This window comes from Vreelandella sulfidaeris, assembly GCF_042429665.1.
Lineage (GTDB): Bacteria > Pseudomonadota > Gammaproteobacteria > Pseudomonadales > Halomonadaceae > Vreelandella.
Window position 1 is genome coordinate 64,691 of the sequence record NZ_JBHMAC010000009.1, and the last position, 14,969, is coordinate 79,659.

Sequence of the window (14,969 nt, forward strand, 5' to 3'; positions counted from 1 at the left end):
TCTCTTTTCTGAGGTTTACTTCGCGGTAGGCATCACAAATTCAGCACCGGCATCTATCGAATCCGACCAACGCTGCATAATGGATTTCTGCTTGGTATAAAAGCGCACTCCCTCTTCTCCATAGGCATGGGTATCGCCAAATAGAGAACGCTTCCAACCGCCAAAGCCATGCCACGCCATTGGTACCGGAATAGGCACGTTGATACCCACCATGCCGACCTGAATGCGGCGGCCAAACTCACGCGCCACGTGACCGCTTTCGGTAAAGCAGCTAACGCCATTGCCAAACTCATGGTCGTTGATCAACTGAATCGCCGTGGCAATATCCGGCACACGAACACAGACCAAGACCGGACCAAAAATCTCCTCTCGGTAAATCGTCATATCCGGGGTCACGTGATCAAACAGTGAACCGCCCATCCAGAAGCCTTCCGCACAGTCGCCACCCGCCGATACGGACTCAAAATCACGCCCATCAACTACCAGCTTAGCCCCTTCGGCCACGCCTTTTTCGATATAGCCGGTAATCCGCTGGTGGGCTTGCCGAGTCACAATCGGGCCCATTTCCGCCTCTGGCTGCATGCCATCGATGACTTTTAAAGCGCGGGCACGCTCAGCCAACGCCGGCACTACTTTATCGGCGACATCACCCACCAGCACCGCGACGCTGATCGCCATGCAGCGCTCACCGGCAGAGCCGTATGCGGCACCAATCAACGCATCGACCGCTTTATCAAGGTCGGCATCCGGCATGACCACCATGTGGTTCTTGGCCCCGCCCAACGCCTGAACACGCTTGCCGTGACGGGCACCACGCTCGTAAATCAGGTTGGCAATCGGGGTAGACCCCACAAATGACAGCGCCTTGACCTCGGGGTGATCAATCAGCGCATCCACTGACGCTTTATCACCTTGCACCACGTTGAACACACCGTCGGGCAGCCCTGCCTCTTGAAGCAGTTTAGCCATTAGCAAGGAAGCACTGGGATCAAGCGGGCTCGGCTTGAGGATAAAGGTATTACCCGTGGCAATCGCCAGCGGGAACATCCACATGGGCACCATCACGGGGAAATTAAAAGGCGTTATACCAGCCACTACCCCTAACGGTTGACGGGTCGTCCAGTTATCGATTCCGGTACTGACCTGTTCGGTATAATCCCCCTTCAACAACTGCGGAATACCACAAGCGAACTCAACGATATCAATACCGCGCGCTACTTCCCCCTTGGCATCGGTAAACACCTTGCCATGCTCTTTCGTGATCGCTTCTGCTAGCTCGTCCTTGTGCGTATTCAATAGCTCTAAAAACTTGAACAGCACACGCGCACGGCGAATAGGTGGCGTATCAGCCCAGCTGGGAAAAGCCGCTTTGGCCGCATCAACCGCGCTGTTTACCTCAACGGGGGATGCCAGTGATACACGCCCGGTCACACGCCCCGTGGCAGGATTGAATACGTCTTGCGTGGAAGAGGACTCGCCAGCGGTGACCTGGCCATTGATAAAGTGCTGAATCGCTGTTGTTGTCATGGGATTACCTTTCGAGGAGAACGGGCTTGAGCAAGGCTTGGGAAACAGTAGCCGACGCTAAGAGGCGTTTGTTTCTCCAGCTTACTGAGCAAGACGAAGGGATCAATTGAGTTATTTAAAAGCCAGTTATAAGCTCTACTAATATCTCACCGTGCCAGGAGGTCGGACATGCAAGACTATGCCACCCTGCGTGCCTTTGTGGTCGTTGCGCGAACGGGCAGCGTGTCCCGCGCAGCCGAGCAGCTACACCTGACACAACCGGCCATTAGCCTAAAGTTGAAACAACTGCAGGCTAATTTAGGGCTTGTGCTGTTTAGCCGCCGTCCTCAAGGCCTGGCATTAACTGCCGATGGTCACGCATTGCTGCCTGCTGCCGAAAAAGCGCTAACCAGTGTCCAGGCTTTCGAGCAGACCGCCGGTGCACTGCACAGCACCCTGCGCGGCAAGCTCGCCATTGGTACGATTGTTGACCCTGAATTTCTCCGTTTAGGGGCTTTTTTAAACCGCTTGATGGCACGCGCACCGCAGCTTGAAACTGAGTTACAGCACGGCATGAGCGGGAGCGTGCTAAACCGCATTGAACAAGGTGAGCTAGATGTCGGGTTTTACCTGGCGCCGCCCGGTGAAGGGCCAGGATATGCCACGCTTGCCTGGCGGGAACTCACTCACTTCCATTATCACGTTGTTGCCCCGGCGGGCTGGGAAAACCAATTACGTGATACCCGCTGGGAGCACTTAGCGACGCTGCCGTGGATCGTTACCCCACAGGACTCAGCGCACCATCGTTTATTAAAGCAAGCGCTTGCGCCAAGCGGGGTGGTGGCTAATCGCGTCGCACAGGTTGATCAGGAAGCCTGTATGCTCGATTTGGTTCGCGCTGGGGTGGGTTTGAGCCTCGCCCGTGATGCATTGGCCATGGCTGAACGACAAGCGAGCGGGCTGGTCGTTGCGAACAACATTCGCCTGCCCTGCGCGTTAAGCTTTATATGGCGCCACAACAGTACCGCTGAAGCCCCCGTCATCGCGGCCCTGAGCACCTTGGATGAGGTATGGCCGAATCGCCTGGGCTAGCCGAAAACAACAAAACGGAACCCTGTGCCGTTCGTTGAATCAGACGTAAGTCATAACGTCTTACCTGCCCTGGAGTGTTCTCAATGGTCCGACCTGTCCTAGCTCGCCCATTCGCGCTTTGTATAATGGCCACTGCTGGCCTCGCAAGCCCTGCGCTTTACGCCCAGTCACAGGCGGCAGCCACCTTTGCTGGCGGCTGCTTCTGGTGCATGGAGCCGCCATACGATAAGCAGCCGGGGGTCACTGCCACTATTTCGGGCTATATCGGGGGCGAACTTGAAAACCCCTCTTACGAAGAGATTTCTCAGGGCGGTACGGGGCACACCGAGGTCGTTAACGTCGAATACGATTCGGATCAGATTAGCTACCCACAGCTACTGGATATTTTCTGGCGCAACATCGACCCCTTCGCGGTCGACCGCCAGTTCTGTGATGTGGGTGATCAGTACCGCTCGGCGATCTTTTATCATGATGAAGAGCAACGGGAGCTCGCCGAAGCGTCCAAGGCCGAGATGGAAGCGCGCTTCGATCGGGAAATTACTACTCAAATAATACCGGCCACCACCTTCTGGCCGGCCGAGGAGTCCCACCAGGATTATTACCAAAAGAATCCCGTACGCTATAAATTTTACCGCTATAGCTGTGGTCGCGACGGCCGCCTGGAAGAAGTGTGGGGCGAAGAAGCCGGCGGACCGACGTTTGAGTAAGCCAACCCCATGATGGAACTCTTTACGTTAGCCATTGCCGCATAAAGCAACGCTAAATTATGCATAGCCGCTCGTTTTGTACTAGAGTGGTCACATATAGAAAATAGACCGGTCGACTAAGCGCCCAGGAGCTGGACGTTTTTTGATTCAAACGTTGATCTGAAGATAGGAGATCTTATGAGCAACAGCATCACGACAATTAATCCGACCAACGGCGAAACACTAGAAACCTATACGCTGATGAACAGCGAGCAAGCGAACCAGGTAGTTGACGCTTGCTATACTGCGTTTCTTGATTGGCGCCTGGAATCTCTGGAGAGTCGTGCCAGCGTAGTCAAAGCAATCGGCAAAGCGATGCAAGATCATAAAGATGAGCTTGTCGATATGATGGTCACCGAAATGGGTAAACTTCCCGAGGAAGCTCGCCAAGAAGTTGACCTATGCACAGGCATCTGTGATTACACCGCTGAACAGGGCCCCAAAGAACTGGCCGACGAAGAGCGTCAACCGAGCAACGGTGAGCGCGGCTTTATCAGCTTTGCACCGATGGGTGTCATCTACGGCATTCAGCCCTGGAACTTCCCTGCTTATCAGGTAGTACGTTACTCCATCGCCAATATCATGGCGGGTAACGGTGTATTGCTTAAACATGCTGAAAACGTTACCGGTAGCGGTCTGCTACTGGAAAAAATCTATCGTAAAGCAGGTCTTCCAGAGAATGTTTTCCGCACGCTGGTGATCTCGCACGACGTATCCGATGAAGTAATCGGGCATTCCGCGGTACGCGGGGTCACGCTAACGGGCAGCGATGGCGCTGGTCGCAAGGTGGCCGCCAAAGCCGCCGAGTACTTGAAGAAGACCGTGCTTGAGCTGGGCTCTAACGATGCCTTCCTGGTACTCGATGATGCTGATCTGGACGTGGCGGTGGATACTTGTGTCCAAGGACGCGTCTTTAACGGCGGTCAAACCTGTGTTGCTGCCAAGCGCTTCGTGGTGACGGAGAAAAACTATGAAGCGTTCAAAGAGCGCTACGTAGCCCGCATGCAGTCTCTCAAGGCTGGTGATCCAACTCACGAAGATAGCGACCTTGGCCCCATGGCGCGCGTTGATCTCCGCGATGGTCTCCACGACCAGGTCGAAGAGAGCGTGCGTAAAGGCGCAAAAATCCTCTGTGGTGGTGAAAAGCCGTCTGGCAAGGGCGCGTTTTACCCAGTCACCGTGCTGGATAACGTCACGCCAGGCCAGCCTGCCTATGACGACGAGCTGTTTGGTCCGGTAGCGGCACTGATTCGCGCGAAAGATGACGAGGACGCGATGCGTATCGCCAACGATAGCCGTTACGGCCTTGGCGGCGGCATCATCTCTAAAGATGTGAAGCGTGCGTCAGAGCTTGCCAGCAAATACTTTGATACTGGCATGGTGTTTATTAACGGCTTTGGGGTGGCTACCCCAGAAATGCCTTTCGGCGGCGTTAAAAACTCTGGCTATGGACGTGAGCACGGCGGCTTCGGCATGCACGAGTTCGTCAATGCCAAGTCGGTGATCATCGTTCAAGAGTAATCCGACACGTAACATGACATAGAGTAAGCAGTAATATGTCACCAATAGCGCCGTAGGCTTTTATTAGCTTACGGCGCTTTTTTGTCATCTAGCTAATGGTTATTAATAGCGCGGGAGACTCGCTAAATACAAATCGCATCAGTTCTTTAGCCTGCCTGTTGAGCTTGGTGCTCAAGCTCGGCCGTCATCTCTTTAGATAAATTCAGGGCGCTGGCTAACTGATCCAGCCAAGCACGCTCCATGGGGTTTTGGTCATCAGCAACCGCAACGCTCATAAGGTACATTTCCCGGGCAGCCTGAGGAGAATCCGCTTCGCGGGCAAGTGCTTCGGCATCCAAGGGTGCCTTGAGCTGTTGCTCTACCCAATTATGCATTTCCTGGTCGGCACCCAAGGCATCAATCTGCTCGGTAATCAGCGCCTGTTCCTGCTCATCGATAAGGCCATCGGCCCGCGCCGCCATAATCATCGCCTGAAGTAACTCAAGGCTGCGTCGCTCCTGGGACTCGCCGCTCAGCACATCCACCCGCTCGCCCTCTGACGCGGTCTGGGCCAACTCTTGCTGCGCATTGCCATTTTTCGCCGCCTGCGAGCTCTGCCATGCTTTCCACGCCAGTACGCCGACACCGGCAATCGCGCCATACTTAAGCGCCTTGCCGCCCATGCTACGACCACGCTTAGAGCCGACCAACATACCCATGGCACCGCCGCCGAGCAGACTTTTAACATCGAAGCCACTGGAGGGGCCGCCACCTTGACCGCTGCTGCCACCGCCTAGCTGCTGAGAGAGCCCGCTAAGCATGCCTTTAACATCGACACCGCTGCTACTGCCGCCTTTCTGACTTCCGCCAGCTTGCTGCATCAGTTGCTGTAAGATTTTGCTTGCGTTCATAAGTGCACTCCTACTCAGATATTATTGTTTAGGGCTCGGTTGGCGATTAACTAACGTTATAAAGCATCTTGTATGAACGCAGCATGAACTAACACTGCTCTTCATTATAGAAGTGTGCCCTTCACTTCTACAGAACTCCCTTGACGGCTAGCGCGCACCTCTATGCGCACTGGCATTTGCTCCTTGAGTTCGCTGACGTGTGAAATCACACCAATCATGCGTCCCCCCATTTGCAGCTCGCTGAGCATGGCAATCGCTTGATCCAGGGCGTCTTGATCCAGGCTACCAAAACCTTCATCAATAAAGAGTGTATCCAGCTGGATACCGCCAGCGTAAGCCTGCACTACATCCGACAGCCCCAACGCCAACGACAGCGCCGCCATAAAAGATTCTCCCCCGGAAAGCGTCGCCACCGAGCGGTTCTTACCCGTATAGGTATCGGCGACATCCAACTCTAAGCCCGACGCTTTATTGCCCTTGGAAGGATCTTCGCGACGCATTAGTTGATAACGCCCACGGCTCATGCGCACCAACCGCTCAGAGGCTTGAATCAGTACGTCGTCGAGCAACACACCCAACACAAAACGCTGCAAGCTAATACGATGTCCAGTACGTCCATTGGCCACTTCACTGAGCGTCCCCCAGACCCGGTACTGAGCTTCAAGCGATGCCTGGGCGGTGTGTGCAGTGGCCAGCTTTTGCTCAATGCCCGTTAGCGTTGCTAATCTTGCATCCAGTGCACGCCATGCCTCTAGCTGAGTATTTTCATCAGCCTCGGCAGCCGTCGCATGGGTGGTCAGCACCGCGATATCAGGCGGTTTCTGCCCGGCAAGCTGAGCTTGGTAGTTTTGCAGGGCCCCCTCAAGCTCAGCTAGACGACGATGATACGACGTAACCTGTTGAGTGAGTGTGTCACGCTGTGCATCAACCAGCTGCGCCGCTTGAAACTCCGTCTCATCATCAAACGGGCTGGCCTGCAGTACTTTTTGCCACTCGCGTTGGGCTTGGGTTAGCTCCTGTTCACCGCGCGCGACTTGCTGGTTCATGCCGCTTAGCTGCTCTTCCCCTCTCGCCAGTTGGGTTTCGCTACTGGCAAGCGCCTGCTGAGCGCGCTCCCAGGCGGTGTCGATATGGGCAATCTGGCTCTCCAGCTCAGCCAGCGTTTGCCGCATGGCGTCCGGGTCTCGCGCGTTGTCAGGTAATGACTGACTCAACTGATCACGCTGGCTTTCCAGGCGCAATGCCTCTTCTTTGGCTTTTTCAGCCACAGGTCGTTGAGCTTTAAGCTGTTTATCCAGGGCGCCCCAATCACGGCGGAGCGCGTCCCGGGCGCTATTTTGTTGGTCAATCTCTCGTTCAACATTGTCACGCCGTTGCACTTTCTGGCGTAAGTCTTCGCAAGTGTTTTTAAGCGCCACCAGCGCTTGGCTAGCCCATTGACCCAGCTGTTGATCCAGGCGCTGCCGCTGCTCAGCGTGGTAGTGCTTCTGCTGCGTTAGCTGCTGGTGCTGGCGCTCCGCAGTTTGCAGCGCTTGGCGTGCCTGTTCTTGTGCAGACCGCGCCGCCTCAACGTCTGCCTGATTGACGATGTCCGCTTTTTTAAGCGCAGGGTCGGGATGCTCAAGGCTTCCGCACACCGGGCACGGGGAATCCACGGCAAGCGTCAGCGCTAACAGCGCTGCCTGCCCTTGATGCCAGCGCATCTCTTGTTCAGTGGCGTGGCGCTCAGCCTTCGCCGCTTGCGTCTGGCGTTGATTAAGCGCTGTTGCTGCCTGCTGCAGTTGAGTGGCTAGCGTATGCTCCTGTCGAACTAGCGCCTCATATTCCTGGCGCTGGGTAAGCAGGCTTTCGTGACGACTCAGCTCGGCGGGGGCACTGGCCAGCAGCTGAAACTCACCCTGTAAACGTTCAAGGTGCGTGCTTATCGCTTCACCCTGCTGGCGAATCGTTTCCAGTTGCTCCTCTTTGCGCTTGAAGGCCATTTCCGCTTGTTGCCAGTTGGCCTGCGCCGTTTGAAAACATTCCTGCAGCTCGCTTAACTGTTGCCCCTTCTGGATAAACTCGCCTAGCTGACGATGTCGCTCACGTAGCGAAGGAAGCTCTGTTTGACGCTGGCGCGCCGCCTCTAACGTCCGTTTTGCCTGTTCAACGTGGTGACGCTGGGTAGCTAATGTGGCCGCTGCCTGTTGTTGCTCGGCTTGCGCGTTGGAGAGCGTCTGCCTGGCCTGAATCAGCGCAGTACTAGCGGGTCGTAGCGCCTGGGCCTGCTCACTTTGCGCTAAACGCTCCTGCATACTGGCGATGAGCGCTTGCTGCTCACGATGGCGTGCTTTATCGAGCGCCAGCTGGTCACGGGCCTCAAACTGGCGCAGACGCGCCTGCGCCTCGTCGCGCTTTTTTTCAGCGCTTCGGCGATGCTGCTGAGCGGTTTCAAAAAGCTGCCTGGCATGATCCACCTGGGGTTTCATGTCTGTGAGCTCTTGCGCCAAGGCGTCTTCACTCTCCAGCGAACCACCAGCCAGGATGCCGCTGATATGCTGACGGTGGTTATTGACCTCTCGCTCAATATGGTTCGCCTGATGGCGCAGGCGCTCTTCAATCTGCTGGAAAATCTGAGTTTGAAAAAGCTGCGAGAAAATCACTTCGCGCTCTTTGGAGCCAGCCAACAGCAGTTCGCGAAACTTACCCTGGGGCAACACCATCACCTGGCGGAACTGGTTAGCATCCAGACCAATCAGCGTTTGCAGCTCGGCGGTGGCATCGTTGACCTTGCGGGCCACCAGGCAGCTTTCCACCTCACCACCTGCTTTTAAGCGCCATAGCTGCGCTTCAGCGTTGTGGGTGGTGGTGCCGTCTCCGCGCGCTTTGGGGCGTTCTTGCTGGGGTACGCGACGAACGCGGTAATCCACCCCACGCAAGCGAAAATCCAGGCTGACTTCGGTCAGCAAGGTGGCGCTAGCCTGATCGCAACGCATTTGCGCGGGGTCACGCTCATTGCCCGTGGTTTGTCCGTATAAGGCGAAGCAGAGCGCATCCAGAATCGAGCTTTTGCCCGCCCCGGTGGGGCCATTGATTAGAAACAGTGGGCTTTTGCCGAGCGCAGTGAAGTCAATCGTCTCGCTGCCAGCAAAGGGGCCAAACGCCTGCATGGTCAACGTTAGTGGCGTCATTCCTGAGCCTCGTCGCGTTGCAGTCGTGTGATCAACGCCGCCATGGCGCTCGCCTGTTCGTCGCTCATGGCCTCTCCGCTGGTTTGTGTGAAAAAGTCGCTAAACATATCCAGGGCATCAAAGCGAAATCGCTCGCGATCAAGCTGCTGCTGGCCGCGCGAATCGAGCATGCCGGGCTTTTCCAGATGCAATACGTTGGGGTAGATCTCGCGTAGCTTTCCCATCGGGTCGAGAATGGCATGGCGATCGGTTAATCGCACCAGCAGGTAGTCTTCGGCCTGTGCATCCGTTCGTCCCTGGGCTATCAAGGCATCCAGCTCGCCTTCCAGTACACGTACTTCTCGGCTGGGCACTAGCGGAACCTGTTGGATGTGCGTCACGCCACCTGCATCAATATCTACCAGCGTTACGCCTTTACGCTGGGTTGCTTCAGAAAAGCTGTATTTAAGCAGTGAGCCGCTATAACGGATATGTTCACCGCCGCGATACTGCGGGCCGTGAAGATGGCCAAGGGCCACATAATCGAAACCTTGCATGGGTTCCCAAGCGACACTTTCAGCCCCGCCCAGAGTGAGCGGCCGCTCGGAGTCTGAGGCGCTACCGCCATCCACAAAGCAGTGACTCATCAATATGCAGGGGCGAGTTGAGTGGCGTTGCTCTTCAACTTGCTCAACTAAATAACGATGTGCGCCATCAAAGTCGCGTACGTCCACATTAAATTGGCTGCGCACATGCTCTGGGTCGGCGTAAGGAATGCCAAATACATCCACTTCCACGCCCGCTATGTCCAACGTGACGGGCGTTGCAAAGGCGGTAAGGTCGGTCAGAATATGTAGCCCTGCCTGGCGCAAGTGACGAGCCCCAAAACGCAAACGCTCGGCGCCATCATGGTTACCCGAAATCATGATAACCGGCAGTTTACGCACCTCGCAGAGCGCCTGAAGCACGTCATCCAGTAACGTTACCGCTGCAGAAGGAGGCACGGAGCGATCAAAAATATCCCCCGCAATCAACACGGCATCGACGCGTTCACGGTCGATAATCTCAATCAACTGATTGAGCACTTGGCGTTGATCGTCAAGCAGTGACAGATTGTGGAATAACCGCCCCAGATGCCAATCAGCGGTGTGAAGTAGACGCATAACAAGCTCAACCGCAATAGATGTAGCAGCATCATAGCAATCTAATGCGGCTGCGTTGAGCGCTTACGTTGAGAGAGTATTAAATAATCCCTATTCACTTAGCACCCTCTACGCACCTAAGGAGCCTTGGGGAGCTGACGTTTATGTTCGGTGCGTTGGTACGTGCTGGTAATCGTCTCATAAGCTTTCTCACTCACCTGCTGACCGCTAAGGAAGGCATCGATGTCGACGTAGGTAACACCCAGCGCCACTTCGTCAGCCAGCTGAGGGTTGAGCGATTCTAAATCGGCCGTGGGCTGCTTCTCTACTAACGCCGAGGGCGCATTCAAGGCAGCACCAATATCTCTAACCTGGCTTTTGGTAAGCCCCGTTAACGGTGCGAGGTCACAGGCGCCGTCACCATATTTAGTGAAAAAGCCCATTAATGCTTCTGCCGCCTGGTCTGTGCCGACCACTAATCCCGATTTAGCGCCCGCCACCGCGTATTGGGCCACCATACGCTGGCGCGCCTTAATATTCCCCAGCACGAAGTCCCGTTGGGCGTCGTCACTAAACGTCGTGCCTTCCTCTTCCAAGGAGGCCAACAAGGAATCACTGGCTGGCTTAACGTTAACCGTCAGCAATTCATCTGGGGCAATAAAGTTGAGTGCCTGCTGAGCATCAGCTTCATCTTTCTGCTCACCATAAGGCAAACGCATGGCGTAAAAGCGGGCGTTAATACCTTTATCGCGGGCTTTTTCAACCGCAAGCTGGGCCAAGCGACCGGCAACGGTAGAATCCACTCCGCCGCTAATTCCCAGCACCAGCGCGTTTTGCCCGGTCTCAATCATCTGCTGACATAGAAACTCGACGCGAGTATCGATTTCAACGTGGGGATCAATGGAGGGTTTTACCTGCAAGGCTTCCTGAATAAGCGTCTGCTGGGTGGCTTGATCGGTCATTGAGCGCTCCATAGGGCTTTCTACCTCATTGAAATTTAACGAGATAATAATTTAACAAGTTAACCATTTACCAAAATAATAAAGATGCGCGAGCTTACGCTTCGTTAGCACGCGGTACATTACCTGCCAGCATCTCACCATGGTGTGAGGGAATAAGCGCTAAGGCGTGATGGGCAGCCGCCAGGCGCACCTGGTTACGATCACCCGAAAACTGCCGTGTTTCGGTGATGATGTAAACCTGCTGTTGATGGCGAAATGCCCAGGCAAAACATACCGTTCCCACGGGTATTCCATCATGCGATTCTGGCCCCGCAATGCCGGTATTGGCGAGCGCCATATTGGCATTATTGTTATTGAGCGCGCCCACGACCATTTCATGTACCGTAGCCTCGCTGGTTAGCCCGTATGTATCAATCGTCTCAAAGCTGACCGCCAGATAGCGGTTTTTAGCCTCGGGCGAGTAGACCGCAAGCCCACAATCAATTGACTGCCCGCTACCTGGCACGCTGGCAAGCTCGGATACGATGAGCCCCGCCGTACACGACTCCGCCGTGGCCATAGTAAGTTTGTGCTGTTTAAGATAATCACTAATTCTTTCAAGCAGATCCATTGCTTTCTCCTTACTACTCCAAGCAGTCTGTGCTGTTTTCCACATTTAGGCACTATAGTTAAGGGCAGTCGTTTGTCTAAAAACCTCCGCGATAATTAACATTGGTTACGGCCATTAATAAGCGCTGACGCTGCCAGCAAAAAGCCCTCATCCGAGGATGAGGGCTTGCGTGTCAGTACTATATTTCCACTATCAGGTTTTCTAATAATCAGATTTGCTGACAGCTAGTTACGCTGATACATAGTTACTTTAATGCATAGTTACTTTAATGCTTAGTTACGCTAATGCTTAGTTACGAAATGCCTCGGGATAACGGGTCAAATCCACATCCCACAGTACCGGCAACAGGAAATATACCGCGGCGACAATCAGCAGCATGGCAATAATGTTGAGCCAAAAGCCGGTGCTTACCATCTCGATAATCTTAATCTTGCCGGTCGCGAAAATAATCGCGTTTGGCGGGGTACCCACCGGCAGCATAAAGGCGCAATTGGCAGCCATGGCAGCCGGCACCATCAACACAAACGGATGAATATCCAGTGCCAGCGCCAACGACGCCAGTACCGGAAGAATCATGGTGGCCGTCGCCGTATTAGAGGTGATTTCCGTTAAGAAGAGCACCATGCCAGTTGCCAGTAGAATAACCAGCAGGAAGTTAGCCCCTTCCAGCACGCTCATTTGCCCGCCGATCCAATTCGCCAGGCCAGAAGAACCAAAGCCCGCCGCAAGCGCCAAACCACCTCCAAACAGCAGCAAAATTCCCCACGGGACATCTTTTGCCACGTCCCAACCCAGCAGGCAGCCACCCTTGTTTTTGGCGGGAATTAAAAACAGCAGTAGCGCAGCGGCAACCGCAATCATGGTGTCGTTAATGCCAGGAATGGTAATGATCTGGCCCTGCCACAAAAAGGAGCGGGTAATCCACATAAAAGCGGCTAACAAGAACACCGCCAATACCGCCTTTTCTTCAAAGCTGGTGGACCCTAAAGCGTCCTTCTCTTTATTGATCAGCGCCTTGCCACCGGGCAGGTGACTAAACTCAATCCGGAAAAACACGCGGGTCAGCAGCAGCCAGGCAAATACTAGCAGCACTACCACCACGGGGAATGCAAACATAAGCCAACCGGCAAAGGATATTTCCACACCAAATAGCTGGTTAATAATCGCCGCCAGAATAATATTGGGTGGCGTACCAATCAGCGTTCCCAAACCACCAATGGTGCCGCCGTAGCCAATACCGAAAATCAGTGCCTTACTGAATTTATCGATTTCAGCACTGTGGTCACCATCCGTTTTTTCAAGTTCTTTGCTCACTTGGTAAACAATAGCGGTACCGATAGGTAGCATCATCATGACCGATGCGGTATTCGATACCCACATTGATAAAAAGCCGCTGGCGGCCATAAAACCAAATACGATGCTGTTAATGCTCGTTCCGAGCACGCCAATAATGGACAGGGCGATACGCTTGTGTAGATCCCACTTTTCCATCGCTAGCGCGATCATGAAACCGCCCAGGAAGAGGAAAATAATCGGGTTGCCATACGCCGCGGTGACCGTACTACTATCCAGCGCGCCTGTGATCGGGAGGAGTATAATAGGCAATAGCGAGGTGGCCGGAATAGGAATGGCCTCAGTAATCCACCACACGGCGACCCACAGGGTAGTCGCCAATACCATGCGGCCTTCCATGCTCAAATCGGCAGGATGAAAAAACATCACCACCAACGCGAAGAGTAGCGGCCCAAGCAATAAGCCAACTGTTTGTGGTTTGGTATAAGCAGGCGGTTTAGGCGCGTGATTAGGGTCACGCTTGCTAGAGGAAGCCGCCGCGTTCGCAGCACCACCTGTTGGCAGCGCGCACATCAATAAGTTTTTAGCTTGGTAGTGGGAATGCCATAGCTGATCCCATACCGTCGTCAGGGCAGTTTTTTGCATGCTATTTGCGCCACTTGCTGTCAGGGTTTAAAGAAGAATTCTAAGGCCTGTATCACGGCAAATAAGCTGTTATAGAGGTAATGCCAGACCTTATTTGGCGGCCCTTTATTCACTGCAATAGGCCATTAGTCCAGTTTTTTTGCCAAAACTACCACCAAAGTCTAACGACTTTAGTTATATCTATTAACTACACCTAATTAATAAGTCCCCAGCTAAACATGCCAAGTGGCAACGAAAATTCACAACCTATTGTTATTGACGCATCTAGGAGGTGCCTGTGCTCGATCGCTGGACCATGCCACTGACTCACCGCTGGCTGACACGAATCGCAGAACCGTTGCATAGACAGCGCTATACCCCTGACCAAATAACAGTGACGGCGTTTTTCATTGGTATAACCGCCCTTCCCCTCTTAGCTTGGCAGCATTATTGGCTGGCGCTAGTGGTAATCATCTTAAACCGCCTTGGCGACGGCCTGGACGGGGCCTTGGCTCGGTTAAGCGGTCGCACAAGTGATGCCGGTGGCTTTATTGATATTGGGTTAGATTTTGTCTTTTATGCGGCGGTCGTGCTGGGTTTCGCCCTGGCAAACCCCGCCCAGAACGCCCTGCCCGCTGCCTGGCTTCTCTTTGCATTTATCGGCACCGGCACCTCGTTTCTGGCCTTTGCCATTGCCGCCAAACATCAGGCGATAGAGCGCCCTCACTTTCCCAGCAAAGCTTTTTACTATTTAGAAGGTTTAACAGAAGGTACTGAGACGGTGCTGGCATTAGTGCTGTTTTGCCTTTTCCCTGAGCACTTTCCAACCCTGGCGGCGCTGTTTACGATTGCCTGCATCATCACCACGGCGACTCGATTATGGGGAGGCTATTGGACACTGCGAAGGCATAAACGTCACTAACTTGTCATGGAATGTTTTTGCATTTGCTTCTCGTTCATGGCTATATTAGTCTCAGTGTCGTACAACACATGTACAGCGCAAATTCAGGCGGTTAGCTAATGTTAGCCGCTGTTCCATCCGCATTCACACGGAGCCGTGATATGCACAGTGAAACGCTAAGCGATCTTTCCCAAGCGGGACTTCACATCGCCATTCAGGATATCAGGGATGAACTGTTCGACACCCCTGAGTGCGATTACGCCATTGCCCAATTGCTCTCTCAGTGGGGTCAGGTAGACCACGCTGAACAGATACTCGACAACATGCTAATGAAATGGGGCACCTCACCCGAGGTAGTCGCCTTAAATGAGCGTGGCTATGCGGAGATAGTACTCAGTAACGACATGCTTTCAGAGACGGCTACCCGTTCAGGCACCAGTTCGCTTTCAGAAACCAGCACCACACAGCGCAAGCCGCAGCAGAGTGTTCCAGCCGCCATGAATGGTGTTGCGGCTTAACTAGCTAGCTCTCCA

Annotated in this window: 12 protein-coding genes; 5 read left to right on the forward strand and 7 right to left on the reverse strand. The window is 54.1% G+C overall.

What is annotated here, in order from left to right:
* Positions 1-15: 15 nt before the first annotated feature.
* Complete coding sequence (locus ACFFLD_RS04400) at positions 16-1,527, reverse strand: CoA-acylating methylmalonate-semialdehyde dehydrogenase (RefSeq protein ID WP_386037128.1); 1,512 nt, start codon at positions 1,525-1,527, stop codon at positions 16-18.
* Positions 1,528-1,695: 168 nt separating this feature from the next.
* Here ACFFLD_RS04400 and ACFFLD_RS04405 point away from each other — a divergent pair, with 168 nt between their 5' ends.
* The 3 genes from ACFFLD_RS04405 to ACFFLD_RS04415 all read left to right on the forward strand — a co-directional run bounded on the left by ACFFLD_RS04405 (position 1,696) and on the right by ACFFLD_RS04415 (position 4,865).
* Entirely contained in the window at positions 1,696-2,598 is a 903-nt protein-coding gene (locus tag ACFFLD_RS04405) for a LysR family transcriptional regulator (RefSeq protein WP_386037131.1), read from the forward strand.
* 83 nt (positions 2,599-2,681) lie between these two features.
* Complete coding sequence (gene msrA, locus ACFFLD_RS04410; protein WP_386037134.1) at positions 2,682-3,305, forward strand: peptide-methionine (S)-S-oxide reductase MsrA; 624 nt, start codon at positions 2,682-2,684, stop codon at positions 3,303-3,305.
* Between the two features lie 177 nt (positions 3,306-3,482).
* Positions 3,483-4,865, forward strand: a complete 1,383-nt coding sequence (locus ACFFLD_RS04415) for an NAD-dependent succinate-semialdehyde dehydrogenase (protein ID WP_386037137.1) — start codon at positions 3,483-3,485, stop codon at positions 4,863-4,865.
* Between the two features lie 146 nt (positions 4,866-5,011).
* Here the strand turns inward: ACFFLD_RS04415 and ACFFLD_RS04420 are convergent, their stop codons facing one another.
* The 6 genes from ACFFLD_RS04420 to ACFFLD_RS04445 all read right to left on the reverse strand — a co-directional run bounded on the left by ACFFLD_RS04420 (position 5,012) and on the right by ACFFLD_RS04445 (position 13,556).
* Positions 5,012-5,755 carry a tellurite resistance TerB family protein gene (locus ACFFLD_RS04420; protein WP_386037140.1) on the reverse strand — a complete coding sequence of 248 codons (744 nt, stop codon included), beginning with the start codon at positions 5,753-5,755 and terminating at the stop codon, positions 5,012-5,014.
* 104 nt (positions 5,756-5,859) lie between these two features.
* Complete coding sequence (locus ACFFLD_RS04425) at positions 5,860-8,925, reverse strand: AAA family ATPase (protein WP_386037143.1); 3,066 nt, start codon at positions 8,923-8,925, stop codon at positions 5,860-5,862.
* Entirely contained in the window at positions 8,922-10,067 is a 1,146-nt protein-coding gene (locus ACFFLD_RS04430; protein ID WP_386037146.1) for an exonuclease SbcCD subunit D, read from the reverse strand. Before ACFFLD_RS04430 ends, ACFFLD_RS04425 begins: the two co-directional genes overlap by 4 nt.
* A 116-nt stretch (positions 10,068-10,183) precedes the next feature.
* Positions 10,184-11,008 carry an ammonia-dependent NAD(+) synthetase gene (gene nadE, locus ACFFLD_RS04435; protein ID WP_386037149.1) on the reverse strand — a complete coding sequence of 275 codons (825 nt, stop codon included), beginning with the start codon at positions 11,006-11,008 and terminating at the stop codon, positions 10,184-10,186.
* Between the two features lie 94 nt (positions 11,009-11,102).
* A complete protein-coding gene (locus ACFFLD_RS04440; RefSeq protein WP_386037152.1) occupies positions 11,103-11,618 on the reverse strand; it encodes a CinA family protein in 516 nt (171 codons plus the stop codon).
* A 288-nt stretch (positions 11,619-11,906) separates the two neighbouring features.
* On the reverse strand, positions 11,907-13,556 hold the full coding sequence (locus tag ACFFLD_RS04445) for an SLC13 family permease (protein WP_386037155.1): 1,650 nt from the start codon (positions 13,554-13,556) through the stop codon (positions 11,907-11,909).
* Positions 13,557-13,833: 277 nt separating this feature from the next.
* On the opposite strand from ACFFLD_RS04445, the gene ACFFLD_RS04450 reads away from it, so the two are divergent.
* Complete coding sequence (locus tag ACFFLD_RS04450; RefSeq protein ID WP_386037158.1) at positions 13,834-14,457, forward strand: CDP-alcohol phosphatidyltransferase family protein; 624 nt, start codon at positions 13,834-13,836, stop codon at positions 14,455-14,457.
* Positions 14,458-14,597: 140 nt separating this feature from the next.
* Entirely contained in the window at positions 14,598-14,954 is a 357-nt protein-coding gene (locus ACFFLD_RS04455) for a hypothetical protein (protein WP_386037161.1), read from the forward strand.
* Positions 14,955-14,969 lie beyond the last annotated feature (15 nt).